Here is a 24784-nt window from a genome sequence, read left to right on the forward strand (position 1 = left end):
CTGACTGAAGGCCTGCTGAGGTGATGATCTCGCCACGTCGCGGTCGACGTGTACCGGAATCCTACCGAGCCGGAGGTGCCCCTCGCGAAGCGGTTAGTCACCGCAGTCGTCGCCGCAGGCCTCCTCGAAGTAGTCGAGGTTCTCCTGGAGGGACTTCATCAGCCGCTCCCGCTCGGCCTCGTCCACGGTGACCGGGACGACGCCGCAGGCGTCGGTGAGGCGGCGGAAGCCGGCCTTGCTGTCGAGCCGGCCGTCCACCCGGACCGGCAGCCCGACCAGGTGCGCCTGCCCGGCGACGCGGTACGACTCCTCGTCCAGGGTGACGCGCACGTGCGGGACCTCCGCCCCGGCGAGCACCCGCAGCCGCACGGTGCCGGTGCCGTCGGCGCGGCTGCGGCGCAGCCGTTCCACGGTGCCGGTGAGCCGCACCGTGACGGAGGGCTCGGCGCGCTGGTAGCGGGCGCCGGCCTCGCGCAGGGCGGGCAGGTCGCCGGGCGAGAACTCCACCGGTTCGGCGTCGGGGCCGCACCCCCCAGGGACCCCCGCGGCGGGCGCCCAGGCGATGGTGACGCCCGCTCCCTCGGTCCCCCGCACCAGGGCGATCAGCGCCTCGGTCAGCTCGCGGCTCACCCCGGCCCCGACGGCGGCGTCGAAGGCGTCCATCCCTCCGGTGGCCCGCCGGTGGTCGACGGCTTCCCGGGCGGCGCAGAGCGCCTGGTGCAGCCGGACCGCCAGCGGGCGGGCCGGGGCGACCGGCGCGAAGGCGGTGAGCACGCGTCCGCCGGACGAGGCCCCCAGCAGCAGCACGTCCTCCAGGGCGGCCGCGGCGGCCCTGCGGTGGCGTGCCCCGTGGTAGCCGGTGCGGGCCCGTCCGGCCAGCGCAGCGGCGAGCAGGGTGTGGCGGGCGGCCGAGCGCAGGCTCTCCTCGGCCGTCCAGGGCGCCGCCGGGCTCCCCGCCGCGCGGCCCTCGGGGACGTCGCGCCGCCAGCGGATCTCGTCGCTGGGGACGGCGAGGGCGAGCAGGATCTCGCGGGCGGCGGCCTCCTCGGTGCGCGCGAGCGCCTCCAGCGCCTCGCCGAGCAGGTCGGCGCTGTCGGGGAAGGCGCGGCTCTCCGGGACGAGCAGGCTGGTGCGCTCGCCGCGCGGCCCGGGCGGCGTCCACCTGCCGTACCGGCCGGGCGCCCCCCCGCGTCGCCGCCAGCCGTGGCGGGCGAGCAGCGCGGCGAGGACGGCGGGGTCGGCCTGCGCGGCGTCGGGCAGGACGTCGGGGGGCCTCGGTACGGATGCCCGCCGGAGCCCGCGCGCGCTCGGCAGCAGGGGGCGGACCGTCTCCCCCGCCGGGTCGGCGGGGTGGGCGCGGGCCGGGCGTCCGCGCCGGGGGCCGGGCCCTGGTTCGTCGATCGGTCGGTGCGTCACGGTATGCCTCCCCTGCCGACCCGGTTCATGATCTCGCAGAGCGCCCGGTCGTCGAAGATGCGCGAGGTCGGCACCCGCACGGTGGTGCGGGTGCGGCCGGTGACCGGGTGGCCGGCGAGGTTGACCCAGTAGCAGCAGTGCCTGAGGTCGAGCCGGTCGTGCCCCGCGGAGAGCCACTGGTCGCGCGAGCGGGGCACCAGCATCACCACGAGGATCTTGTGGACGGTGACGGGGGTGCGGGCCAGCTTGGCCAGGTGGCTGTTGTCCAGCGTGAAGGAGAAGTGCCGTCCCGGCGGGCGGGGCGGTATCTGGTAGGTGGCCTTCAACTGGACCTTGACGGTGACCTCGTCGTCCACGGTGTGTCCGGGCGAGCTGTGACTGACGTGCCAGTCGATGCCGTTGTCGGGGAACGGCTGGGACAGCGAGCAGCCGGCCGCGGCCGCGACGGCGTGCAGATATCCCACCTGGAGGGTCTCCATGCAGGCGGTGGTGGCGAGTGTGCCGCGCTGGTGCGCCACGCGGTCGGGCAGCAGCCCCCCGCGATCGGGCTGCGCCGTGGCCATGCCCAACAGCCTCTCCGGCCGGACGGGTCGAGGTACGGGGCCGCTGAACTGCGCGGACCCGTATCTCTGTTGTCTCCGCGCGGCGTACGCCGCAAACGGTCCGGGTATCACCGCTGCACGGCGGACGATCCGTCTGCCGCCTTGCGTGTGCGGGGAGTTGAGCGAGAGGTTGCGGAGACATGACGTGCTGGTACGAGGGCCCACTGGCCTCCTTCGACACGGAGACGACCGGTGTGGACGTGGAGAGCGACCGCGTGGTGTCGGCCGCCCTGGTGGTGCAGGACGCGCCGGGGACCCGGCCTCGCGTGACGCGCTGGCTGGTGAACCCGGGCGTGCCGGTGCCCGAGGAGGCGACGGCGGTGCACGGGCTGACGCAGGACCACCTGGAGCGCAACGGCCGCTGGCCGGCGCCGGTGATGTACGAGATAGGCCGGGCGCTGGGTGAGCAGGCCGCGGCGGGGCGGCCGCTGGTGGTGATGAACGCGCCGTTCGACCTGACGCTGCTGGACCGGGAGCTGCGCCGACACCGGGCGTCCTCGCTGGAGCGCTGGTTCCGTTCGGCGCCGCTGCGGGTCCTCGATCCGCGGGTGCTGGACAAGCACTTCGACCGGTACCGCAAGGGGCGCCGGACCCTGGTCGACCTGTGCGAGTACTACGGCGTGGAGCTGGCCGAGGCGCACGACGCGGGGGCGGACGCGCTGGCGGCGCTTGAGGTGACGCGCGCGGTGGGGCGGCGTTTCGCCTCCCGGCTGGAGCGGCTGACCCCGGCGGAGCTGCACACGCTCCAGCAGACCTGGCACGCGGCACAGGCGAAGGGGCTGGAGGCGTGGTTCGCGCGCAGCGGTGTGCCGGAGGTGGTGGACCGGTCCTGGCCGCTGCGCCCGGGCCTGACCGCGGCCGCCTGACCGCGGCTGCCTGCACCAGGACGTCGGGGACGGAGACCTCCGGCCGACGACGTCAGGACGAACGACGGAGGCGACCCGGCCGCAGTACTGCGGACTCGGATCGCCTCCGGTGTTGTGGGCGATACTGGGTTCGAACCAGTGACCTCTTCGGTGTGAACGAAGCGCTCTCCCGCTGAGCTAATCGCCCGGGAACGCACTGAACAATACAGGTCCGACGGCCCTTCGTTCAAACCGCTTCCCCGCCGCCCGCCAGGAACGCCGCCAGGCCGCGGCGGCCGCCGCGCATCATCAGGGCGTGGTTGGCCCGCAGCAGCGGGCGGCCGGGCACGCCGAGCAGACGCAGCAGGGGTTTGGCGAGGTCGGTGTCCTGCTCGTGGAGGACCAGGGTCCCGGCGCCGGCCGGGCGGACGGTCCAGCGCATCCAGCCCTCCAGGTCGCCGGAGAGCGCGGCCTCCAGCACGCCGTTCTCCGGTTCGTGACGGACGGCCCTGATGTCCATGCGCAGGTCGTACGGGAGGAGCGAGCGGACGAGCACCTGCCCGGACGCCTCCCCGGTCCGCTCCGCCCGCCGCACCTGCGGCCACCAGCGGGGGTAGTCGTCGACGCGTTCCAGGACGCCGTAGACCTCCGCGGGCGGCGCGGACAGGCGCCAGCGGCCCTCGAAGCGGTACCGGGTGAGCTCGCTCGGTCTCATGGGCCCAGTGTCCACGAGCCGTTCGGCGCCCCTGCGCGGGGCGGCCGGCGAACGGGCTGCGGCCCCCGTCGAGTTGCGGCCGCCCCCGGTGGAGGGCCTGCCCTCTTTTCCGCGCATTCGCTGCGGGCCGGTGAATTACCGGCCTTCGGAAGACACTTGACGGACCGCCGGATAAACGGAGGAAGAGGGTCCGCGAACACCGTGGGAATTACCCGGCGTTCCGTGAAAAAGAATCATCGAATTCCGGACCGAATTAATCGGCCCGGTCACGGCCCCGCGTCGCGGGGAGACAAAGCGAGGAGGGTCCGGTTCCGCGTTTCCACGGAACCGGACCCTCCTCGTCGGTGGGCGATACTGGGTTCGAACCAGTGACCTCTTCGGTGTGAACGAAGCGCTCTCCCGCTGAGCTAATCGCCCGGGTGCAGGAAGAACATTACCCCATGTCACGCGGTGCTCCGCACCACCCCGGTCAGTGCCGCCCGGCGTTCCAGGGCATGACGAGACCGAACTTCCAGAGGTACAGGCCCCCCAGGGTGCAGACGATCACCAGCGCGACGGCCGTGAGGATCAGGTTGCGGCGCCGCACCCTGGGGTCCAGCGCCTTCTGCGCGGCCTCGGTGACCTTGCGCTTCGTCCAGCGGAGCACCAGCTGGGCCCAGACGAACTCGGTGGCCCAGATCGCCATGCCGGCGAAGATGATCACCCAGCCGGGGCCGGGCAGGGGCAGCAGCAGGACGCCGCCGCCGACCACCGCGAGGCCGATCAGGAAGACGCCGACCTGCCAGCTCAGGTGGAGCGGCCTGCTCCGGCGGACGAACTGCGGGGCGCGCGAGCCCAGGCCCCGCCCGTGCCCGTGATCCGCCCCTTCGGAGCCCTCCGTGTCCGCCACCTCGCTCATGGTGGCGCCGGCGCCCGGCGCGCCGCCTTCCGTGCCGTCGGCCGGGGTTCCACGATCGTCCTGTGTCACGTCGGATTCCACCTCGCCCGCTGTCGTGCGCATCCCCCGCGTCCCCCCAGGTTCGTCACTCCCCGTATTCATCAGCGAAACCCTACCCGAGGGAAAGTGATCACCGGAATGGTCGCTTCAAAGGAAGTACCCTCGGCCAGAAGAGGTACATAAACGCACGCAAAACCCTCAGAGGGGTTTACAACGGCATCGTGTGTGGCATGTCGATTTCGCCGACGTGCGAATCCCCGAGCGCACACTGAGCGAAAGGCCCTGGCGCTTATGAACACCACGGTCAGCTGCGAGCTGCACCTGCGCCTCGTTGTATCGAGCGAGTCCTCACTGCCTGTCCCCGCAGGCCTGCGGTACGACACGGCCGATCCCTATGCCGTGCACGCCACCTTCCACACCGGAGCCGAGGAGACGGTCGAATGGGTGTTCGCCCGTGACCTCCTCGCCGAAGGGCTGCACCGGCCGACCGGCACGGGCGACGTCCGTGTCTGGCCGTCCCGCAGTCACGGTCAGGGGGTCGTCTGCATCGCCCTCAGCTCCCCCGAGGGCGAGGCCCTGCTCGAGGCCCCGGCGCGGGCCCTGGAGTCCTTCCTGAAGCGTACGGACGCCGCCGTGCCACCCGGCACGGAGCACCGGCACTTCGATCTCGACCAGGAACTCTCGCACATCCTGGCGGAGAGCTAGGGCGGGAGACCCCCGGGGCGCCTCCGGCCCCGGTCCCCACCACCACTCCAGCACCTCGGCCGTCCACTCGGGGAGACGGCCGGGGCCGGCGCAAGCACCACGCGAGCCGGCGCGACTCCACACATACCGGCGCCGTCGCCGCGGTCACCCTCCGCGGCGGCGGCGCCGGTGCGTCCGGGGGCGTGCGAGGTGGGCGACCGGGGTGGACGACCGGGGGCGGGCGGGGACGGACAGCCGGGGCGGGCGTTCGCTCCCGGCGTGCGGACCGGCCCTTCCCCCCGCCCGAAAAGCCATTACGATCGGCCACCATCGGCGGGCGGCCCACGCATGCCAGGCAGGGAGCGACACGTGCTGATCACCCACGACACCCGGTGCGCCCTCGACGCGGTGGTGGATCTGGTGAACACCGCGCCGGAGGACGGCGTGGCGGAGGGACTGCCGGACCTCGGCGCGCTCGAGCGGTTCGTGGCGGGGCACCGGATCAGCGACGTGGGAACCCTCTCCGAGCTGGACCTCTCCGCGGTGAAGCGGCTGCGGGCACGGTTCGCGGCGGTGTTCGCGGCCCCGGACGCCCGGATCGCCGCCGGGCTGATCAACGAACTGGTCGCCGCGGCGGGCACCACGCCCCGGCTGACCGACCACGACGGCTACGACTGGCACGTCCACTACTTCGCGCCCGGGGCCTCCGTCGCCGACCACCTGGCCGCGGACTGCGGGATGGCGCTGGCCTTCTTCGTGGTCGCCGGGGAGGAGGAGAGACTGCGGCGCTGCGAGGCGCCGGACTGCCGCCGCGCCTTCGTGGACCTCTCGCGCAACCGTTCGCGGCGCTACTGCGACAGCCGCACCTGCGGGAACCGGCTGCACGTCGCGGCCTACCGGGCCCGGCGCAAGGAAGCGGCGGGCTGAGCCGCCCCCTGGGGCCCGGTGGGGCGTGCGGGGGTCTGAGAACGCCGCCCCCGACGGGTGTCGCCGGGGACGCGCGCGGCCGGCTCACAGCAGCAGCAGGTCGTGCAGCGCTGCCATGAGGAACAGGCTCCCGATCACCGCCAGGAAGATCATCAGCGGTGGCTGGGAGAGGGCGAAGAGGCACCCGCGTGGCTCGTGCTCGTCTCCTTCCGGAGACGACGTGGCGGCCTCGCTCCGAGTCGTGTCCAGCATCTCGGGAGCATCATGGGCCGACGCGCGCCCCCCGGGCGAACGGGAGCCGCGTCGTGCCAGGTTCTGCGCCCGGCGGGCCTCCGCGAGGCCGGTTCGCGACCGGAACGGACCGCTCATGGGACGCAGCATGATCGCCGACCGAAAAGGTCAGATCATATGCCTCTCGAACTGTCCCTGGCTGTCCCCGACTGTCCCCGACCGTCCCCCGCTGTCTCGGATGCCGTGCTTCTTCAGATGCCGTGCTTCTTCAGGATCGCCTCGATGTCGCTGAAGTCGTCCTGGTCGCCGGACCCGGCCGCCGGTCCACGACGACCGCCCTCCGGGGCCGGAGGCACGGCACGGCGCGAGGCGGCCGGGCCGGCGGCGGGCCGTCCGCTCTCGCCCGGGGTCTCCGGCGTCGCCCTGCGCAGGCGGCGGCGCTCCACGGCGCGGCTCAGCAGGAAGAGCAGCCAGGCGGCGCCGAGCAGGCCGAAGCCGACCCAGGCCATGGGGTCGAAGGCGGTGTCGGCGGCCCAGGCGACCGCGCCGGTCAGCACCAGGCCGAGCGGGATCAGGGCGTACGCGGCGATCCGGGCGGCGGTCAGGAAACGGCGCCGGAAGGCGGTGATCGCGGCGATGCCCAGGCCTGCGGCGGACACCGCGCTGCAGATGGTCTCGGCGAGCATCGGGCCTCCTGACGGACGGGACGGACGGTGACGCTCCCTCCATCGTGCCCCCGCGGCACGCCGGGGCGCCACGGATCCGGGCCGAAATCAGGGACATCCCCCAGGCGGCCCCTGAGGAGCGGGGGGCGCGGCGCGGCTGGGAGACTGGTCCCATGAGCGACACCTCCTCCAGCACCCCCGCCCCCGCCCCCGTCGTGCTCGACGTCTGGTGCGAGCTGCAGTGCCCCGACTGCCGCACCGCCCTGGACGACGTCCGCGCCCTGCGCGCCCGTTACGGCGACCGGCTGGAGGTGCGGCTGCGCCACTTCCCGCTGGAGAGGCACAAGCACGCCTTCGCCGCGGCGCAGGCCGCCGAGGAGGCGCTGGAGCAGGGCAAGGGCTGGGAGTACGTGGAGGCGGTCCTCGGCCGGGTCGAGGAGCTGGACCGCCGGGGGGAGGCGCTGCTGGTCGACGTCGCGCGGGAGCTCGGGCTCGACGCGGAGGAGGTCGACACGGCGCTGGTCGACGGCCGGCACATCCTGATCGTCGACGCCGACCAGGCGGAGGGCAAGGCGATCGGCGTCACGGGGACACCGACGTACGTCATCGACGGCGAGCGCCTCGACGGCGGCAAGTCCCAGGAGGGCCTCCGCGCCCGCATCGAGGCCACCGCCGACCGCCTCCTGGCCTGAGCCTGGGACGCCCCTGCGCCGTCGAGCGCTGCCCCGTCGAGCGCTACAACAGAGGCTTGTGCAGGTGGTGGTGGGTGGGGCGGTAGCCGAGGGAGGCGTAGAGACGTTCGGCGGGCACGTTGCCGGCGAAGACGCTGAGCCCCACCGCCCGCCGCCCCGCCACCGCGGCCCGCTCCTCCGCGAGCCTCATCAGCGCCCGTCCGAACCCGCGCCCCCGCACCGCCTCCTCGGTCGCGACCTCGTAGACGTACACGGCCTCGGACTCCGACGCGCCCAGCCGAATCCACAGCAGCCCCGCCCGCGCCCCCTCGTGCTCCAGCACCCAGAACTCCATGCCCGGGGTGGCGAGTCCGTCCGGCAGGAGCCGCGACTGGTCCCGGCGGGCCTTGGCCGAGGCCTCCTCCCGGGGCACACCGCGGACGGCCCAGTCGCGGGCGTACTGCTCGACCCCGGTCGCACGCCAGGCCCGGAACTCCTCGGGCGTCATGGTCCGCACCCGGCTGCCGTCCGGCAGCGGGGCGGACGCGGGCGCCGCGTCCAGCCGCTTCTCCATGGTCCGGTTGCGCTCGGTGTACCCCAGCGCGACCGCCAGCCGCAGCCCGGCCTCGGCCTCCGCGGGCACCGTGACCTCGATCCGCCGGCAGCCCCAGATCCGGGCGACCTCCTCGGCGGCCAGCGCGGCCACCGTGGCCCGGCCGCGCCGGCGGTCCGCCTCGTCGATCCACAGGTCCGACACACGGGCGACCGTGTCGCCGAACACCGGCGAGGTGCCCAGGCGTAGGCCGCCGACGGGCCTGCTGTTCACGCACACCTGGAAGCGGCGCGAGCGGGTCCCGTCGGCCTCCTGCTGCAACGGCTCGGTGGGCCGCAGGGTGGTGGTCATGCCGTGTTCCTACCCCACGGGGAGCCCCGCGGCCACCTGGTTCACGGGCCGGTTCCCGCACCGGTTCACGGGTCGAGGTCGTCGCCCGACCGCTCCGCGAAGAGCCGCATCGCCTTCGCCGTCAACGGACCCTCGACGCCGGGCAGTTCACGGTCGTCCACGCGGTGCACCGCCTGCACGTCGCGGAGCGAGGAGGTCAGGAACACCTCGTCGGCGCGCTCCAGGACGTCCAGCGGCAGGTCGGTCTCCCGCGCGCCGGTCCACTCGGCCACCAGCTCGCGGGTGATGCCCGCCAGGCAGCCGGAGGCGAGCGGCGGGGTGAGGATCTCGCCGTCCAGGACGACGAAGACGTTGGAGCCGGTGCCCTCGCAGAGCTGCCCGACGGTGTTGCCGAACAGGGCTTCGGAGGCGCCCTGTTCGTGGGCGCGGGCGAGCGCGACGACGTTCTCCGCGTAGGAGGTGGTCTTCAGCCCGGTGAGGGCGCCGCGCTCGTTGCGGGTCCACGGCACGGTGATCACCGCGGTGGAGTCCGGGCGGGCCTTGGCCTCGCCGAGCGCCACCACCAGTGTGGTGCCCCGGTCGCCGCGGTCGGAGCCGAGCGGGCCGTGGCCACCGGTGTAGGTGATCCGCAGCCGGCCCAGCGGCAGGCCCGGGTTGGCGTCGATCACGGCCGCGCAGGCGCGGCGGACCTCGTCGGCGTCCGGGGCGGGCAGGCCGAGCCCCTGGGCGGACCGGGCGAGCCGGTCCAGGTGGCGGGTGAGGGCGAAGGGCTTCCCGTCGACCGTCTTCACCGTCTCGAAGATGCCGTCCCCCACGGTCAGTCCGTGGTCGAGGACGGAGACGCGGGCGGACTCGATGTCCTTGAGCCCGCCGTCGAGCCATATCTTCACGAAAGGGTCCCTCCACTGGTGTCGTACGTTCCCGACGCTACCGCGAGCAGCCGGGACGCCTTGAGCTCGGTCTCCGCCCACTCCCGCTCCGGGTCGGAGTCCCAGGTGATCCCGGCGCCGGTGCCGAAACGCAGCACGGCGGAGCCCGGACCGTCCCGGTCGATCCAGAAGGTGCGGATGCCGACGGCCAGCTCGGCGCGCCCACGGTCGGCGTCGACCCAGCCGATGCCCCCGCAGTAGGGGCCGCGCGGCCCCCGCTCGAGCGCGGCGAGGATCGCCAGGGCGCTCTCCTTGGGCGCGCCGGTCACCGAGCCGGGCGGGAAGGCGGCGGCCAGCAGCTCGGGCCAGCCGGCCCCGGGCAGCAGCTCGCCGCGCACCGTGGAGACCAGGTGGACCAGGCCGGGGTGCTTCTCCACCACGCACAGGTCGGGCACGGTGACGCTGCCGGTGCGGCAGACCCGGCCCAGGTCGTTGCGGACCAGGTCGACGATCATCACGTTCTCGGCCGTGTCCTTGGGCAGCAGGTCGGCCTCGGTCCGTCCGGTGCCCTTGATCGGGCCGGACTCCACGGTCCGCCCGTCGCGGCTGAGGAAGAGCTCCGGGGAGGCGGTGGCGATCTCCACCCCGTGCTCCGGCAGACGGATCGTTCCTGCATACGGCGCCGGGTTGCCGCGCGCCAGCAGCGCCGTCAGGTCGTCGACGTCGGCGTGCGGGGCGACGGGCGCGGCGAGGACGCGGCAGAGGTTGGCCTGGTAGACCTCGCCGGCCGCGATGTGCCGGTGGATGCGGCGCACGCCTTCGGTGTACGCGGCGCGGTCGAGCGAGGACGTCCAGTCGCCGGGGGCGGGCGCGGGCCACCGTCCGGGGACCGGCGCGGGAACCGGCTCGGCGCGGACGTCGGCGAAGCGGGCGCAGGTCAGACGGCCTTCGTAGTCGGCGGCGACAGCCCAGAAGCCGCTGGAGTCGAGCGCTGCCGGGTCGTCGGTGACGTCGAGCAGGCCGGTGGCGACGAGGCCGCCGAACCGGGCGAGGGGTGGGAGGTGCTGCACTCCGCCGAGTGTAGGTCGCAACGGGACGAAGCTTTCCGGGCCGGTCGGGCCGGGCGCCGCGGGCGCAGGCGGGTGGACCTGCCGGAACGCGCTCCGTCGAGGTCCGCCGCGGCATGCTGGGCAAACGCGTTTTTGTACTGGCCCGGGAATGGGCTAAAGTTCAACACGTCGCCGGGACGCGGAAGCGGACCGAAACGACAGGCGGACGTAGCTCAGTTGGTAGAGCGCAACCTTGCCAAGGTTGAGGTCGCGAGTTCGAGCCTCGTCGTCCGCTCGCATGAAGAGCAGGGGATCTTCCCGAAACCCTGTGCTCCTGGTGGAGTGGCCGAGAGGCGAGGCAACGGCCTGCAAAGCCGTCTACACGGGTTCAAATCCCGTCTCCACCTCCAAGGACGATTAGCTCAGCGGGAGAGCGCTTCCCTGACACGGAAGAGGTCACTGGTTCAATCCCAGTATCGTCCACCGGTCCGCAAGGACCTGATCCGCAAGGATCCCCGCGCGATTAGCTCAGCGGGAGAGCGCTTCCCTGACACGGAAGAGGTCACTGGTTCAATCCCAGTATCGCGCACGCGGTAGGCACGGCCCCTGGGCCGCGCACCTGTCCCGAGGACGATTAGCTCAGCGGGAGAGCGCTTCCCTGACACGGAAGAGGTCACTGGTTCAATCCCAGTATCGTCCACACCTGCGCGAAGCCCCCGTCCACCTCGGTGGACGGGGGCTTCCGCGTTTCCGCCGTCCCCGCGCGTGCCGGCGGCCCTGTGGCAGGGGCCGCCGGGGCGACGTCGGGACGAGAGACGTCAGGACGAGAAGAGCATCCGGCCGAAGCTGTTCGGGCGGTGGTGCCCGCCGTGGCCGTGGTGGCCGGCGTGCGGAGCGCCCCAGGCCGGGGCACCCGGGGCCGCGGGCGGGGCGGGCTGGGCCCACTGGGCCTCCAGCCGGGTCAGCGTCTCCAGCTCGCCGTAGTCGAGGAAGATCCCCCGGCAGCCCGAGCACTGCTCGATCTGGACCCCGTTGCGGTTGTAGGTGTGCATCGGCGCGTGACACTTCGGGCAGTGCATCGACGGATCAACTCCTCGTATCGCGGTGCGTGTTCTCCGGTACTACGGTTCTCGCCCTCACAGACTCTCCCCCGGACGCGGCCGGTTGCACCTCGGTCGGACGGATCCGTCACACCGGACCGACCGGACCGCCCCCGGAGGCCGCCATGCGCCCGCAGGCGTCGACCAGCGCCTCCTCCGCCTCGTCCAGCGCCCGTCCGGCGAGGGCGGCCTTGGTGACGGACCGGGCGGCGGTCTGCACGGTCAGGGCGCGGGCGGGCACGTCCAGCGCCGGCCAGGGGTCGCCCTCGGCGGGCACGGCGGGGCCGCGGGCGGCTCGGTAGGCGTGCAGGAAGCGCTGCCACGCCTCGGCGGGCAGCAGGCCGCAGGCGTACCAGGAGGCGGGCCGGGCGAGGTCCCAGGCGGGCACGCCGACGCCGAGGTCGTCGACGTCTATCAGCCGCCACGGCCCGTGGGGCGCGGGGTGGCGGACCAGCTGCCCCAGGTGCAGGTCTCCGTGGCAGAGCGTGCCCGCGGCGCCGGGCGGGGCGGGTTCCTCGTCGCGGGCCCAGGGCGGCAGGGCCCGCCAGGCGCGCGACAGCACCGGGACGGCCGGATGGCCCGGTGCGTCGGCGGCGAGGCCGGCGACCGCCAGGGCCGCCTTGGCGGGGCCGCGCATGGCGGGCAGGCCGGGCGGCGGCGGGATGCGGTGCAGGCGGGCGGTCAGGGCGGCGGCGTCCTCCCAGGGGGCCGCGTCCGGGTCGTCGGGGTCGACGGGCAGGCCCAGCGGCCAGCGGGTCACCAGACGCCCGTCCAGGGGGACGGGGGACGGGTCCAGGGGCGGCAGCAGGATCTCCGGCAGGGCGGCGGCCACCGCGACGCGGGCGCCCAGCGCGGCCGGGTCGGTGCCGGGGGCGTGGGCCTTGGCGACGGTGCGGTGGTGGCGGACGACGGTGGCGTCCGGGCGGTCGGCCAGGGTGCCGGTGACGCACCCCGGGCAGGGCTCGGCGGCGGGGTGGGCCGCGGCGCGGGCGTGTGCGTGGAGGTCTGCCGGCATGGCGGTGAGCGTACGCGGGCAGTGGATCACGGTGTGGACGAGGACGATGCGGCCCGAGGATGCCTGTGAAAACCCCACGCCGACGCGGCGAACGCGCCGCGCCGGCGTGGTGGTGCCGTCCGTCGTACCCCCGTCCCCACGGGGTTCGTTCGGGCCGATGTCCCCACCCGGACCGCTCTTCCGGGCCCGGGGCGCGCTCGGCGCCCCGGCACCACGCCCTCGGACGACGTCTGCGTGGCCACATGAGGAATCCTCGCGCGGATTCGGGTCCGCGGCGTCATGCCCCCGGATGAACCGGGCCGCTGCGGCTACTTCCCAGGGTGGAGAAGCGGAGGCCGGAGCTTCGCCCCGCGCGCGGCGGCGAGTGACGTGGCTCACGCGGCGGTACCGTCGCCAAACCCCGTACGGAGGCGGCATCTTGGCAGCCGCGAGCCCGCAAACGCGTTCGCGGAGGGGTGAGCGGGCGCGGCCTGAACGCGCGGCGCGGCCGGGAAACGTAAGCTGTTGGCTCGTCAGACGGACCGGGCAGCGGGGATGAACATGGCGATGATGCGCCTCAGGCGCGAGGACCCGCGCGTCGTCGGCTCGTTCAGGCTGCACCGGCGGCTCGGCGCGGGCGGGATGGGCGTGGTCTACCTGGGCTCCGACCGGCGGGGCCAGCGGGTCGCGCTCAAGGTGATCCGGCCTGACCTGGCCGAGGACCAGGAGTTCCGGTCGCGTTTCGCCCGCGAGGTGTCGGCGGCGCGGCGGATCCGGGGCGGCTGCACGGCGCGGCTGGTGGCGGCGGACCTGGAGGCCGAGCGGCCGTGGTTCGCCACGCAGTACGTGCCGGGGCCTTCGCTGCACGACCGGGTCGCCGAGGAGGGTCCGCTGCCGGCGGCGGAGGTCGCGGCGGTCGGCGCGGCGCTCTCCGAGGGGCTGGTCGCGGTGCACGAGGCGGGGGTGGTCCACCGGGACCTCAAGCCGTCCAACATCCTGCTGTCCCCCAAGGGCCCCCGGATCATCGACTTCGGCATCGCCTGGGCGACCGGGGCGTCCACGCTCACCCACGTCGGCACGGCGGTGGGCTCCCCCGGCTTCCTCGCTCCCGAGCAGGTGCGGGGGGCGGCGGTGACGCCGGCCACCGACGTGTTCGCGCTGGGCGCGACGCTGGCGTACGCGTCGACGGGTGACTCGCCGTTCGGCCACGGCAGCTCCGAGGTGATGCTGTACCGCGTGGTCCACGAGGAGCCGCAGCTGCGGGGTGTGCCGGGGGCGCTGGCCCCGCTGGTGCGGGCCTGTCTGGCCAAGGACCCCGAGCAGCGGCCGACGACGCTTCAGCTGTCGCTGCGGCTGAAGGAGATCGCGGCGCGGGAGGCGCAGGGGCTGGGACTGGGCGAGGCGCGGTCCGCCGGGCGGGACGACGGCGCGGGCGGCTCGGCCGCGGCCGCGACGGTGCGGACGCCGGTGCCGCGGGGGTCGGCGCCGTCCGCCCCTGGGGGACGGACGCCGGTGCGGTCCTCCGGGGGCGCGGCTTCGCCCTACCCGGCCGCGGCGCGGCGGTCCGCCTCCCCCACGCCGGCACGGCGGCGTCCTCCCTCCACCGGGGGGAGCCGGCCGGGCCGCAAGGGCGCCGCCCCCTCATCGCGGGGCGGCCGCACGGCGTCCGGGACGGGCACGGGCACGGCCGGCTCGCGCAGCGGTACGAAGCTGCGGCCGGCCAATCCACGCCTGCTGCGGCAGCGGCTGACCGTGTTCGTGGTGGTGACGCTGCTGGCGGCGCTGGGCATCGCGACGGTGCAGGGGTGCCAGGGGCCGTCGGACGACTCGGGCGCCGCCGCTCCGCCTTCCGCCACGGCCGCCCCGGCGACTCCCCCCGCGGACCCGCCGGCTCAGCGGACCGACCCCGCCCCCACGGGCTGACCGCCGGTCCGCAGGCCCGACCCGCGCCCCACGGACCCACGCGCTTCCCAGCTCCCGGTCCCGCCCCGCCGTCCCGCCGCCACATGGCCCCGGGCCCGGTCGTCCTGCTCCACGGGGGGGGAATGACGGCGGCCCTGCCAACCGGCCCCGCCCGTCGCGGACCGACACGCTCCCCGGAGCGCCCCAGCCCCACGGACCGCCCGGGGCCCCCAGACCGGGCATCGCCCGCATCAGCGGAGCGCCCGCGCCCGGCGGCCCCATGCTGGGCGGGCCCACGGACCGGGCAGGGCCCTCCGGCGACCCACCTCGCGGACCTGTCCGACGACGCGCGCCACCCGGCCGAACGAACCCGTCACGGTCTCGCCGACCGCCTGCGGCATGCTGTCCGGCCCGCTTCGACGAGTCGGCGGTCCCGACCGGCCCAGGGACCGATCCGGGCCCACGGGCCGGCCAGGGCCCTTCCATCAGCACCCCGCCCACCCCCGGTGCCGCCCCGCCGCCGTGCCGCAACGGCCCGCGCCCCTCCGTCAAGACCCACCGGCCCGCTCCCCTGGGCAGCACCCTGGTTGCGGTCGCGTGCGGTGCGGAACTCCGCCGGCCCCCGCCGCCCGCCCGGACGCGAAGCCGGACACCACCCCCGGGGGACGCGTTGACCTAGACCTCACTCGAGCACCTAGCGTCGCCGGCATGACGACACCGCAGCGCACAACCGGTTCCCGCTTCGGCGCCCGCAGTACCGCGGACGAGGTCCTGGACGGCATCGACCTCGCCGGCACCACCGCTCTCGTCACCGGCGGCTACTCGGGGCTCGGGCTGGAGACGACTCGCGCCCTGGCACGGGCCGGAGCCCGGGTGGTCGTGCCCGCGCGGCGGCGGGAGGCTGCCGAGAAGGCGGTCGGAGGCATCGACGGCGTGGAGACCGCCGACCTCGACCTGTCCGACCTCGACAGCGTCCGCCGGTTCGCCGAGCGGTTCCTGGACTCGGGGCGCGAGATCGGCATCGTGATCAACAGCGCGGGGATCATGGCCTGTCCCGAGACCCGGGTGGGTCCCGGCTGGGAGGCGCAGTTCGCCGTCAACCACCTCGGCCACTTCGCGCTGGTCAACCGTCTCTGGCCGGCGATCGCGAGGGGCGGCGGACGTGTGGTCTCCGTGTCCTCCGGGGCCCACGGCATGGGCATGCGCTGGGACGACGTGCAGTTCGAGCGCGGCTACGACCGGTGGCAGGCGTACGGCCAGGCGAAGGCGGCGAACGTGCTGTTCGCGGTGGGGCTCGACGCGCGGGGACGAGGCGCCGGTGTCAGGGCGTTCGCGGTGCACCCGGGCAGCATCCTCACCCCGCTGCAACGGCACCTCAGCACCACGGAGATGGTGGACGCGGGCTGGATCGACGAGAGCGGCGGTCTCGCCGATCCCACCTTCAAGACGCCCGCGCAGGGCGCCGCGACGCAGGTGTGGGCGGCGACCTCCCCCGGCCTGGCGGGCCTGGGCGGCGTGTACTGCGAGGACTGCGACATCGCAGGACCGGCCGCCGACGGGGTGGAGGGCGGGGTCCACCCGCACGCGACCGACCCCCGGGAGGCCACGCGCCTGTGGGAGCTGTCGGCCCGCCTCACCGGCGTCGACGCCTTCGCCGGCGTGGCCCGGTGACGCCCCGGTACGGTCCGCCGCCGCGCGGCTCAGGCCAGGCGGCTCGGGCCGGGCGCGGTTCAGGCCGGGCGGCGGGGCCGGGTGGCGTAGAAGGCGACCGCTGAGGCCGCGGCGACGTTGAGGGAGTCGACGCCCTCGGCCATGGGGATGGTGACGTGGACGTCCGCCTCGGCCAGGACGCGCGGGCTGAGGCCGTCGCCCTCGGTGCCGAAGACGAGGGCCAGGCGCTCGTCGTCGCGCGCGGCCAGCTCGTCCAGCGTGACGGCCTGCTCGCTCAGGCAGAACGCGGCCACCGTGAAGCCCGCGTCCCGCAGCCGCCCGACGTCCGCGGGCCAGGTCTCCAGCCGGGTCCACGGCACCTGGAACACCGTGCCCATCGACACCTTCACCGCCCGCCGGTACAACGGGTCCGCGCAGCGCGGGGTGAGCAGCACCGCGTCGACGCCCAGCGCGGCGGCGTTGCGGAACGCGGCGCCGATGTTGGCGTGGTCGACGATGTCCTCGAAGACGGCCACCCTCCGCGCCCCGGGCAGGAGTTCGGCGACGTCGCGCAGCGGCTCGCGCGCCATGGAGGCGAGCGCGCCGCGGTGCACGTGGTAGCCGGTGACCTGTTCGGCGACCTCGGGCGTCACCAGGAGGACGGGGGCGTCGGTCGCCTCGACGACGTCGGCCATCACCCACGCCCACTTGGGCGTGAGCATCATGGACCGCATGGCGTGGCCGCCGTCGACGGCCCGCCGGATCACCTTCTCGCCCTCGGCGATGAACAGGCCTTCGGCGGGTTCCCGGCGGCGGCGCAGTTCGACGTCGGTGAGGTCGGTGTAGTCGGCGAGCCGGGGGTCGGCGGGGTCGTCGACGAGGACGGGTTCGGCCATGGGGTGCGGTGCCTTACGTGAGCGTGGCGGCGCCGACGGAGACCACCGGGCCGATGACGATGACGGCGGGCGGCCGCACGTCCTCGGCGCGGACGACCTCGCCGACGGTGGCCAGGGTGGCGTCCACCCGCCGCTGGGCGCTGGTGGTGCCCTCCTGGACGAGGGCGACGGGGGTGTCGGGAGCCTTGCCGTGGGCGACCAGCGTCTCGGCGATGCGGCCGATCTTGTCGACGCCCATCAGGATGACGAGGGTGCCGGTGAGCTTGGCCATGGCCGCCCAGTCGACCAGGGAGCGCTCGTCGTCGGGGGCGACGTGGCCGCTGAGGACGGTGAACTCGTGGGCGACGCCCCGGTGGGTGACGGGGATGCCGGCGGCGGCCGGGACGGAGATGGACGAGGAGATGCCGGGGACGACGGTGCAGGCGATGCCGGCCTCGGCGAGCGCCTGGGCCTCCTCCATGCCGCGGCCGAAGACGAACGGGTCGCCGCCCTTGAGGCGGACCACGGCCTTGCCCTGCTTCGCGTGCTCGATCAGGGCGTTGTTGATGGCCTCCTGGGCCATGTAGCGCCCGTAGGGGATCTTCGCGGCGTCGATGACCTCGACGTGCGGGGGGAGTTCGTCGAGCAGGTCGCGCGGGCCGAGCCGGTCGGCGATGACGACGTCGGCCTCGGCGAGCAGCCGGCGGCCGCGCACGGTGATCAGGTCGGGGTCGCCGGGGCCGCCGCCGACCAGGGCGACGCCGGGGGTCTTGGTGCGGTGCTGCGGGGCGACCAGGGTGTTGTCGCGCAGGCCCTCGACGACGGCGTCACGGATGGCGGCGGTGTGGCGCGGGTCGCGGTCCTTGGCCTCGGTGGTGAGGACGGCGACGGTGACGCCTCCGGCGCGGCCGGTGGCGGGGGTCCAGGCGGTGGCGGCGTCGGCGTCGTCGGAGCGGACGCACCAGACGCGGCCGCGCTCGGCCTCGGCGGAGGCCGCGGTGTTGGCCTCGGGGTCGCTGGTGGCGACGACGGCGTACCAGGCGCCCACCAGGTCGCCGTCGGCGTAGCGGCGGCGTTCCCAGGCGATCTCGCCGGCGTCGGCCATCGCCTCGACGGACGGGGTGGCGGACGGGGAGACCAGGGTGACGTCGGCGCCGGCCGCGACCAGGGCGGGGAGGCGGCGCTGGGCGACCTGTCCGCCGCCGAGCACGACCACTCGGCGGCCGGTCAGGCGCAGGCCCACGGGGTAGGCGGGGTGTTCGGCCATGGGGCGGCTCCCTGGGAACGGGCTGCTGGGGACGCTGCCGGGCCGCTTCGGGCATGCCCGGCAGGGGTGGGAGCTGCGCCGTCGGAGCTGCCCTGACAGGGGGAGTTTATGGCGTGCGGTGGGCCCGGACCGGGGCAGGGCGGTGTGATCTTCGCACGATCTCCCGCCCCGCCCGGGTCCTGGCGGTACTACTTCTCGGTGACGCCGGCCGAGTCGAAGGTGGCCACCTCGTGCATGGCACGGGCGGTGGACTGCACCAGCGGCAGCGCGAGCAGCGCGCCGGTGCCCTCGCCGAGGCGGAGGTCCAGGTCGACCAGCGGGCGCAGGCCCAGCTTGTTGAGCGCGGCGACGTGTCCGGGCTCGGCGCTGCGGTGGCCGGCGATGCAGGCGGCCAGCACCTCGGGGGCGATGGCGCGGGCCACCAGGGCGGCGGCGCCGGCGCTGACGCCGTCCAGGATGACCGGCGTGCGCAGGCAGGCGCCGCCGAGCAGCAGGCCGACCATGGCGGCGTGCTCCAGGCCGCCGACGGCGGCGAGAACGCCGATCGGGTCGGCCGGGTCGGGCCGGTGCACCTCGAGGGCGCGGCGGACCACGTCGGTCTTGCGGGCCAGCGTCTCGTCGTCGATGCCGGTGCCCCGGCCGGTGACCTCGGCCGGGTCGGTGTCGGTGAAGACCGAGATGAGGGCGGCGGAGGCGGTGGTGTTGGCGATGCCCATCTCACCGGTGAGCAGCGCCTTGTTGCCGGCCGCGACCAGGTCGCGGGCGGTCTCGATGCCCACCTCGATGGCGGCCTTGACCTCCTCGCGGGTCATCGCGGGCCCCTGCGTCATGTCGGCGGTGCCGGGCCGCACCTTGCGGGGCAGCAGGCCCTGCTGGGGCGGCAGTTCGGCGGCCACGCCGACGTCCACCACGCACAGTTCGGCGCCGACCTGGGTGGCGAAGGCGTTGCTGACCGCGCCGCCGCCCAGCATGTTGGCCACCATCTGGGCGGTGACCTCCTGCGGCCACGGGGTCACGCCCTGGGCGTGGACGCCGTGGTCGCCGGCGAACACCGCGACGGCGGCGGGCTCGGGGATCGGCGGCGGGCACTGCCGGGACAGTCCGCACAGCTGGGCGGAGATGATCTCCAGCATGCCGAGCGCGCCGGCCGGCTTGGTCATCCGCTTCTGCCGCTCCCACGCCTCGCCGAGCGCCTTGGCGTCCAGCGGGCGGATCCCGGCGATGGTCTCGGCGAGCAGGTCGTGCGGCTCCTCGCCGGGCAGCGCGCGGCGGCCGTAGGCCTCCTCGTGCACCGCCCAGGACAGCGGGCGCCGCTTGGACCAGCCGGCCTGCACCAGTTCGGGCTCGTCCGGGAACTCGTCGACGTAGCCCACGCAGAGGTAGGCGACGACCTCGAGGTACTCGGGCAGGCCGAGGGCGCGGACCATCTCCCGCTCGTCGAAGAAGCTCACCCAGCCGACGCCGAGGCCCTCGGCGCGCGCGGCGAGCCAGAGGTTCTCGACGGCCAGGGCCGCGGAGTAGGGGGCCATCTGCGGCTGGGTGTACCGGCCGAGGGTGTGCTGTCCGCCGCGGGTCGGGTCGGCGGTGACGACGATGTTCACCGGAGTGTCGAGGATGGCCTCGATCTTCATCTCCTTGAACTTCTTCGCCCGGCCCTTGGGCAGCGACTTGGCGTACGCCTCGCGCTGGGCCATGGCCAGTTCGTGCATCTGCTGCCGGGTCTCCTCGGAGCGGATGACGACGAAGTCCCAGGGCTGGGAGTGCCCGACGGACGGCGCGTGGTGCGCGGCCTCCAGGACGCGGCGCAGCACCTCGTGCGGGATCGGGTCGGGGCGGAAGCCCTGGCGGATGTCGCGGCGCTCGCGCATCACCCGGAGCACGGCCTCGCGTTCGGCCTCGGCGTAGCCGGGGGCGGCGGGCTGGGGCTCGGTGTCCTGGCCGGCGGCGGCCGGCTCGGCGAGTTCCTCCACCACGGCGGGGGTGTCCTCGCCGACGGGGGCGGGCTCGACGGAGCCCGTGTCCACGGCCGGGGCCTCGGGGCGTGCCACCGGCTCCGCGGCCCGGGGCGCCTCCGCGTCCTCGACGGCGTCCGCCGCGGCGACGGGTGCGGCCTCGTCGGCGTCCGGCTGCGGGGTCACGAGGTCCTGGGGCTCGACGGGCGCCGGCTCGGGGGTGATGCTCTCGCCCTCGCGGGGGGCGGGGACGAGCGCGACGGGAACCTCGGGGGTCTGCGGGTGCTCGGCGGCCGCGGACTCGGCGGCCGCTTCCGCGGGCTGCTCGGGGGCGGGCTGCGCCTCGTGCTCGGCGGCGGCGTCGGCGACCGGGGCCACCTCGAACTGCCCGGACCGCTCGGCCTGTCCGTCCACATCCGCCTGCTCGGCGGCGGCCCGCTGCGCGGCAGCCTGCTCGGCGGCGATCTGCTCGGCCGCGGCCGTGGCAGCGGCGTGCTCGGCGGCAGCCTGCTCGGCAGCGGCCTGTTCGGCGGCGACCTGCTCGGCGTGGGCCGTGGCGGCAGCCTGCTCTGCGGCGGCGTGCTCTGCGGCGGCGTGCTCGGCGGCGGCGTGCTCGGCGGCAGCCTGCTCTGCGGCGGCGTGCTCGGCGGCAGCCTGCTCTGCGGCGGCGTGCTCGGCGGCAGCCTGGTCGGCGGAGGGCTGCTCGGCGACGGCCCGCTCCACCGCCTGGGCGGCGGCGTCGGCGGGGTCGGCGGTCTCCGCGCCCGGGGCCTGGGCGGCCCATGCCTCCCCCGCGGCAGCCGCGGGGTGGCCGGGGGCCGGGGCCAGGTGCGGCGGGGCGGGGACGGTGCCGGGGACCGGCACGAACTCGCCCAGCGGCTGCTCGGCGAGGGCGAACTGCCCGGAGGCGTCCTGCCCGTGGGCCGCGGCCTGCTGCGCGGCGGCGAGGTCGTGGGCCGCGATGCCCTGGCGGCCGCCGAGCGTGCCGTGCCCGGAGAGGGTGTCGTTGGGGAAGCTCTGCCGCAGGGCGGCGGCGTCCTGCCCGGCGTACGTGTCCTGCGCGCCGTGGTAGGTGTCCTGAGCGCCGTTGAGGGCGTTCTGCGGGGCGTCGAGGGCGTCCTGCGGGGCGGTGGCGAACGCCTCCTGCCCGCCGAACGTGTCCTGCGCGGCGGTCTCCTGACCGGCGTACGCCTGCTGCTGCGGGGCGACGGAGTACTGGCCGGTGGAGCCCTCGGCCGGGGTGGCGTAGGCCGTGCCCGCGCCGAGCGAGGCGTCGGCGGCCGGGTAGGCCTCCCCGGCCATGGCGTAGGCGTCACCGGCGGGGGCCTGCCCGTTGTGGGCGGCGGTCTGCTCGGGGTAACTCTGGGCCGCCTCCTGCCCGGTGGGCGTGCCGCCCCAGGGGGCGGGGTGCTGGGTGGCGGGGCCGACGCCCTGGGACTCGAGGTACTCCGGGGCCGCGCCCTGCTGCCCCAACTGGCGGACGACGGTGGCCGGTCCGCGGTCGGCGAGGGACCGCACGGGGCTCATCGAGGCGTCGGGGGTCGGCGGGCCGAGGTGTAGCGGGCGGCGCGGGCCGCCGCGTCCGGACGCCTGGGCGGCGGCGCCGAGGTCGTAACTTCCGCTGTCGTGGACGCCGGTGGCGTGGGACGTCGCTCCGGCGCCCTGCTGCTCCTGGCCGCCGCGCTCCGGCCCGCCCTGCGCCGCGGCGCCGGCCTGGTCCGCCCCCGCGGGCTGCTCGGCATAGGCCGGGTACCCGGCCGCGCCCTGCTGCTCCGCGTAGGCCTGCTGCTCGGGGTACGCCTGCTCCGCGTACGCCTGCTGACCGTGGGCCTGCTGCCCGTGACCGTGCTGACCGTGCTGGTCCCCGTAGGTGCCCTCCGGGTAGCCGCCTTCGGCGTAGCCGCCCTCCGGGTACGCGCCTTCCTGCCCCGGCGGCACCTCGTTGCCCCAGGCGCCCTGGGCGCCCGGGAGCAGGAGCTGGTCTTCCTCGGCGGTCGGCTCGGAGAGGTAGGTGTAGGAACCCGGCGCGGGGACGCCCGGCTGTTCCACCGTGCCTGCGCTCTCCGGCAGTCCCTCGCCCGGGACCTGGCCGGTGTCGGTCATGCGTACCCCTCGCCCATCGGTTGGTGCTTCTGACAACCTGCTCGTCCGGAGCGGCGCGCGGACCGCCCGTCCTGTTGAACGAGCGGGCCCGCCGAGCGGCACGAGAGACCCGCCCACTCGGACGAGGAGCCGACAACTCGCATTGTCGCCGTCCCCCGCCCTCCGACGCAGGCCGATCCGGCAAGGTCCGTGGTGGAACTCGCCCTCTCGTGCGCCTCCGGCGCCGTCGTACCGCACCCGTCCTTCCGGCCGGCGGTCTTGTCCGGACATGGTCCGACGAGAACCGAAATCCAGGCGTGGTACAACGATCGGCCAGCCTACCCCGCGCCCCGACACCGTTCGATCACGGGGCGCTACTGACGGCGGGCGGCGGCGTGCGCGCCGGGGGTCAGCGGGTCCGCTCGCGGGGACGTTCGCCGCAGAGGAGGAATCCGACGCTGCGGCCGTTCTCGGTCCACTGCTCGGCGTCGAGGGTGACGGACTGCAGGAGCGAGCAGTCGACCGCGAAACCGCGCTCGGCCAGGCGGCGGCCCGCGAGTTCGGCGACGTCCCGGGTGGGGACGTGGGCGACGATCCGCTCGGGCCGGCGGTCGGCGACGGCGGCGATCACCTCCGCTCCCCCGTCGGCGATCCGCACCACGTCGGGCTCGGGCAGGTCCTCCAGGACGTGCGGGGCAGCGCCCCGGACGGTCTGCAGCTGCACACCGGCCCGGCGGGCGGCGCGCTCGGTGCGGGCGCAGGCCTCCGGGTCGCGGTCGACGGCGATGACGGCGGCCCCGGCGCGGGCGGCCTCGACGGAGAACGCGCCGCTGCCGCAGCCGATGTCCCAGACCAGGTCGCCCAGGCGCGGGCCCAGCCGGGACAGTTGGGCGGCCCGCAGGGGTTCCGCCTCCGCCTCGCCCAGGGGCCCGTCGTAGCAGTCGGCGGGCAGGACCCAGCCGCGGGGACCGGTGGGCGCGCGTCCGGCGATCCAGGGTGCGGACTCGGCGAGGGTCGGGGCGCCGATGGCGATCACCACGTTCGGGTCGCGCCAGCTGTGGTCGGCGGCGCGGTCGGAGGTGACGATGCTCACCTGCTCGCGGTCGGTGCCGAGTTCCTCGCACACCACGAAGGTGCGGGGCGCGCCCTCGAGGAGCAGTCCGAGCTCGGCGGGTCCGGCGCCCGGGGCGGTGAGGACGGCGACCTTGGTGTGGGCGCGGCAGACGTTGACGGCGCGGCGCAGGGTGCGCGGCTGGGCGACGACGACCAGGGCGTCGTCCCAGGGCATTCCGGCGCGGGCGAAGGCGGCGGCGACCGAGGAGACGGCCGGGACCACCTCGACCTCGAGCCCGAACTCCGGTGCGCGCAGCGTGCGCACGACGCCGAAGAAGCCGGGGTCCCCGTCGGCGAGGACCACGGCGGTGCCGCGGTGGCCGGCGATCCGGCGGGCGGCGAGCGGGAGACTGCCGAGGGTGACGCGTTCGGCGGTGGGCGGCACCTCGGGCAGTGCCAGGTGGTGGGGGGCTCCGGCCACCAGGGTGGCGGCGCCGAGCGCGGAGAGTCCCGCGGCGGTCAGAGGCGAGCCGTCCCAGCCGATCACCGTGACGCGGTCGGCCATCGTCGTCAGTCTCCAGGGGGGTGGTGTGCGGTGCTGTCCGCGGGCGGTCGGGCGGGCCCGGTCGGGGGCGCGCTGTGAGGTTACCCCGCGGACGGCGGAGCAAGGGTCAGTCCCAGTCCGCGTACTCGCCGACGCCCTCGAAGTCCTCCGGGAGCAGGCTCCAGACGATGAGGTCGGTGCGCACGTCGCTCCACACGCCGGTGTCGTCCTTGGCCCGGGCTATGAAGGCGCCGCGCAGCACGCCCTCGCTGATGCAGCCGATCTTCTGCGCGACCTGCTGGGAGGCGGCGTTGTCGGCGGCGGTGCGCAGTTCCATGCGCTCGAACTTCTGGTCGCGGAAGAGCCACTGGGCGGCGGCCACGGTGGCCTCGGTGGCGTAGCCCTCGCCGCGGGCCCAGGGGGCGATCACGTAGGCGACCTCGGCGGAGCGGATCCGCCAGTCGGTGTGGTGCAGGCGCAGTGTGCCGACCAGGCGCTGGGTGAGGAACTCGGTGACGGCCAGGACGATGCCGCGGCCCTCGGTGCGCTCGGCGGGGGCGCCCTCGGCGATCCACCGGCGGGCGTGGTCCTCGGTGTAGGGGTGCGGGACGGAGGTCCAGGCGACGACCTGCTCGTCGTTCAGCATCTCGGTGTAGGCGGGGACGTCCGCCTCCTCGAGCGGACGCAGGACCAACCGCTCCGTGCTGATGGAGATGTCGGGGAAGGTGCCGTTCATGCGCCGCTCCGGGTGTCGGGGAACCGTTCGGACCTGCTGAACTCTTCAGCATGCAGCATGAAATCACCGATCAGGACGGCGGGGTCCACTCCGGCGGCCGGAGTGGACCCCGCT

The 24784-nt window shown here is 75.1% G+C and carries 22 protein-coding genes and 7 tRNA genes; 11 read left to right on the forward strand and 18 right to left on the reverse strand.

Annotated elements, in window-relative coordinates:
* Positions 1-93 precede the first annotated feature (93 nt).
* Positions 94-1416 carry a hypothetical protein gene (locus ABT026_RS05065; RefSeq protein WP_502967903.1) on the reverse strand — a complete coding sequence of 441 codons (1323 nt, stop codon included), beginning with the start codon at positions 1414-1416 and terminating at the stop codon, positions 94-96.
* The gene (locus tag ABT026_RS05070) at positions 1413-1979 is read right to left on the reverse strand and encodes a DUF4365 domain-containing protein (RefSeq protein WP_351112284.1); all 567 of its coding nucleotides are present in this window, start codon (positions 1977-1979) and stop codon (positions 1413-1415) included. Before ABT026_RS05070 ends, ABT026_RS05065 begins: the two co-directional genes overlap by 4 nt.
* Before the next feature lie 179 nt (positions 1980-2158).
* On the opposite strand from ABT026_RS05070, the gene ABT026_RS05075 reads away from it, so the two are divergent.
* Positions 2159-2884, forward strand: coding sequence for a 3'-5' exonuclease (locus ABT026_RS05075; protein WP_351112286.1), 726 nt, complete (start codon positions 2159-2161; stop codon positions 2882-2884).
* Positions 2885-2999: 115 nt separating this feature from the next.
* Here the strand turns inward: ABT026_RS05075 and ABT026_RS05080 are convergent.
* The 4 genes from ABT026_RS05080 to ABT026_RS05095 form a co-directional block, all read right to left on the reverse strand.
* Positions 3000-3071: transfer RNA gene (locus tag ABT026_RS05080), tRNA-Val, on the reverse strand.
* A 39-nt stretch (positions 3072-3110) separates the two neighbouring features.
* Entirely contained in the window at positions 3111-3578 is a 468-nt protein-coding gene (locus tag ABT026_RS05085) for an SRPBCC family protein (RefSeq protein WP_351112288.1), read from the reverse strand.
* A 345-nt stretch (positions 3579-3923) separates the two neighbouring features.
* Positions 3924-3995 (reverse strand) — tRNA-Val (locus tag ABT026_RS05090).
* Positions 3996-4047: 52 nt separating this feature from the next.
* Entirely contained in the window at positions 4048-4476 is a 429-nt protein-coding gene (locus tag ABT026_RS05095; RefSeq protein ID WP_351112758.1) for a TIGR02611 family protein, read from the reverse strand.
* 330 nt (positions 4477-4806) lie between these two features.
* Here ABT026_RS05095 and ABT026_RS05100 point away from each other — a divergent pair, with 330 nt between their 5' ends.
* A complete protein-coding gene (locus ABT026_RS05100; protein WP_004002642.1) occupies positions 4807-5220 on the forward strand; it encodes an SsgA family sporulation/cell division regulator in 414 nt (137 codons plus the stop codon).
* A gap of 348 nt (positions 5221-5568) precedes the next feature.
* Positions 5569-6126, forward strand: coding sequence for a CGNR zinc finger domain-containing protein (locus ABT026_RS05105; protein WP_351112290.1), 558 nt, complete (start codon positions 5569-5571; stop codon positions 6124-6126).
* Positions 6127-6210: 84 nt separating this feature from the next.
* Here ABT026_RS05105 and ABT026_RS05110 read toward each other — a convergent pair whose 3' ends face one another.
* Together ABT026_RS05110 and ABT026_RS05115 are read right to left on the reverse strand one after the other, a co-directional pair.
* On the reverse strand, positions 6211-6378 hold the full coding sequence (locus ABT026_RS05110) for a hypothetical protein (protein ID WP_351112292.1): 168 nt from the start codon (positions 6376-6378) through the stop codon (positions 6211-6213).
* Positions 6379-6608: 230 nt separating this feature from the next.
* Positions 6609-7043 carry a hypothetical protein gene (locus tag ABT026_RS05115; protein WP_351112294.1) on the reverse strand — a complete coding sequence of 145 codons (435 nt, stop codon included), beginning with the start codon at positions 7041-7043 and terminating at the stop codon, positions 6609-6611.
* Positions 7044-7195: 152 nt separating this feature from the next.
* On the opposite strand from ABT026_RS05115, the gene ABT026_RS05120 reads away from it, so the two are divergent.
* Positions 7196-7714, forward strand: a complete 519-nt coding sequence (locus ABT026_RS05120; protein ID WP_351112297.1) for a DsbA family protein — start codon at positions 7196-7198, stop codon at positions 7712-7714.
* Positions 7715-7757: 43 nt separating this feature from the next.
* Here ABT026_RS05120 and ABT026_RS05125 read toward each other — a convergent pair whose 3' ends face one another.
* The 3 genes from ABT026_RS05125 to ABT026_RS05135 all read right to left on the reverse strand — a co-directional run bounded on the left by ABT026_RS05125 (position 7758) and on the right by ABT026_RS05135 (position 10536).
* Positions 7758-8597, reverse strand: a complete 840-nt coding sequence (locus tag ABT026_RS05125; protein WP_351112299.1) for a GNAT family N-acetyltransferase — start codon at positions 8595-8597, stop codon at positions 7758-7760.
* A gap of 65 nt (positions 8598-8662) precedes the next feature.
* Positions 8663-9487: an aminotransferase class IV gene (locus ABT026_RS05130; RefSeq protein WP_351112301.1), complete on the reverse strand. Its 825-nt coding sequence runs from the start codon at positions 9485-9487 to the stop codon at positions 8663-8665.
* The gene (locus tag ABT026_RS05135) at positions 9484-10536 is read right to left on the reverse strand and encodes a chorismate-binding protein (RefSeq protein WP_351112303.1); all 1053 of its coding nucleotides are present in this window, start codon (positions 10534-10536) and stop codon (positions 9484-9486) included. Before ABT026_RS05135 ends, ABT026_RS05130 begins: the two co-directional genes overlap by 4 nt.
* A 201-nt stretch (positions 10537-10737) precedes the next feature.
* Here ABT026_RS05135 and ABT026_RS05140 point away from each other — a divergent pair.
* The 5 genes from ABT026_RS05140 (at position 10738) to ABT026_RS05160 (ending at position 11215) form a co-directional block, all read left to right on the forward strand.
* Positions 10738-10810: transfer RNA gene (locus ABT026_RS05140), tRNA-Gly, on the forward strand.
* A gap of 41 nt (positions 10811-10851) precedes the next feature.
* Positions 10852-10925 (forward strand) — tRNA-Cys (locus tag ABT026_RS05145).
* Between the two features lies 1 nt (position 10926).
* A tRNA-Val gene (locus ABT026_RS05150) sits at positions 10927-10998 on the forward strand.
* A gap of 34 nt (positions 10999-11032) precedes the next feature.
* A tRNA-Val gene (locus ABT026_RS05155) sits at positions 11033-11104 on the forward strand.
* Positions 11105-11143: 39 nt separating this feature from the next.
* Positions 11144-11215, forward strand: a tRNA-Val gene (locus tag ABT026_RS05160).
* A 118-nt stretch (positions 11216-11333) separates the two neighbouring features.
* Here the strand turns inward: ABT026_RS05160 and ABT026_RS05165 are convergent.
* Together ABT026_RS05165 and ABT026_RS05170 are read right to left on the reverse strand one after the other, a co-directional pair.
* Positions 11334-11594, reverse strand: a complete 261-nt coding sequence (locus ABT026_RS05165) for a TFIIB-type zinc ribbon-containing protein (RefSeq protein WP_351112305.1) — start codon at positions 11592-11594, stop codon at positions 11334-11336.
* 109 nt (positions 11595-11703) lie between these two features.
* Complete coding sequence (locus tag ABT026_RS05170) at positions 11704-12630, reverse strand: aminoglycoside phosphotransferase family protein (RefSeq protein ID WP_351112307.1); 927 nt, start codon at positions 12628-12630, stop codon at positions 11704-11706.
* 534 nt (positions 12631-13164) lie between these two features.
* On the opposite strand from ABT026_RS05170, the gene ABT026_RS05175 reads away from it, so the two are divergent.
* Together ABT026_RS05175 and ABT026_RS05180 are read left to right on the forward strand one after the other, a co-directional pair.
* Positions 13165-14532: a protein kinase domain-containing protein gene (locus ABT026_RS05175; RefSeq protein ID WP_351112760.1), complete on the forward strand. Its 1368-nt coding sequence runs from the start codon at positions 13165-13167 to the stop codon at positions 14530-14532.
* Positions 14533-15219: 687 nt separating this feature from the next.
* Positions 15220-16182, forward strand: a complete 963-nt coding sequence (locus ABT026_RS05180) for an SDR family NAD(P)-dependent oxidoreductase (RefSeq protein WP_351112309.1) — start codon at positions 15220-15222, stop codon at positions 16180-16182.
* Positions 16183-16241: 59 nt separating this feature from the next.
* Here ABT026_RS05180 and ABT026_RS05185 read toward each other — a convergent pair whose 3' ends face one another.
* From ABT026_RS05185 to ABT026_RS05205, 5 genes are all read right to left on the reverse strand, one after another.
* On the reverse strand, positions 16242-17057 hold the full coding sequence (locus ABT026_RS05185) for a TrmH family RNA methyltransferase (protein ID WP_351112311.1): 816 nt from the start codon (positions 17055-17057) through the stop codon (positions 16242-16244).
* Positions 17058-17070: 13 nt separating this feature from the next.
* A complete protein-coding gene (cobA, locus tag ABT026_RS05190) occupies positions 17071-18303 on the reverse strand; it encodes a uroporphyrinogen-III C-methyltransferase (RefSeq protein ID WP_351112313.1) in 1233 nt (410 codons plus the stop codon).
* 188 nt (positions 18304-18491) lie between these two features.
* Entirely contained in the window at positions 18492-22358 is a 3867-nt protein-coding gene (gene cobT / locus ABT026_RS05195; RefSeq protein WP_351112315.1) for a nicotinate-nucleotide--dimethylbenzimidazole phosphoribosyltransferase, read from the reverse strand.
* A 388-nt stretch (positions 22359-22746) separates the two neighbouring features.
* On the reverse strand, positions 22747-23955 hold the full coding sequence (gene cbiE / locus ABT026_RS05200) for a precorrin-6y C5,15-methyltransferase (decarboxylating) subunit CbiE (RefSeq protein ID WP_351112317.1): 1209 nt from the start codon (positions 23953-23955) through the stop codon (positions 22747-22749).
* Between the two features lie 106 nt (positions 23956-24061).
* Complete coding sequence (locus tag ABT026_RS05205; protein ID WP_351112319.1) at positions 24062-24670, reverse strand: GNAT family N-acetyltransferase; 609 nt, start codon at positions 24668-24670, stop codon at positions 24062-24064.
* Between the last annotated feature and the right edge of the window lie 114 nt (positions 24671-24784).

The sequence above is a fragment of the Streptomyces sp. NPDC002734 genome, from assembly GCF_040295685.1.
In the GTDB taxonomy this organism is placed as follows: domain Bacteria; phylum Actinomycetota; class Actinomycetes; order Streptomycetales; family Streptomycetaceae; genus Streptomyces.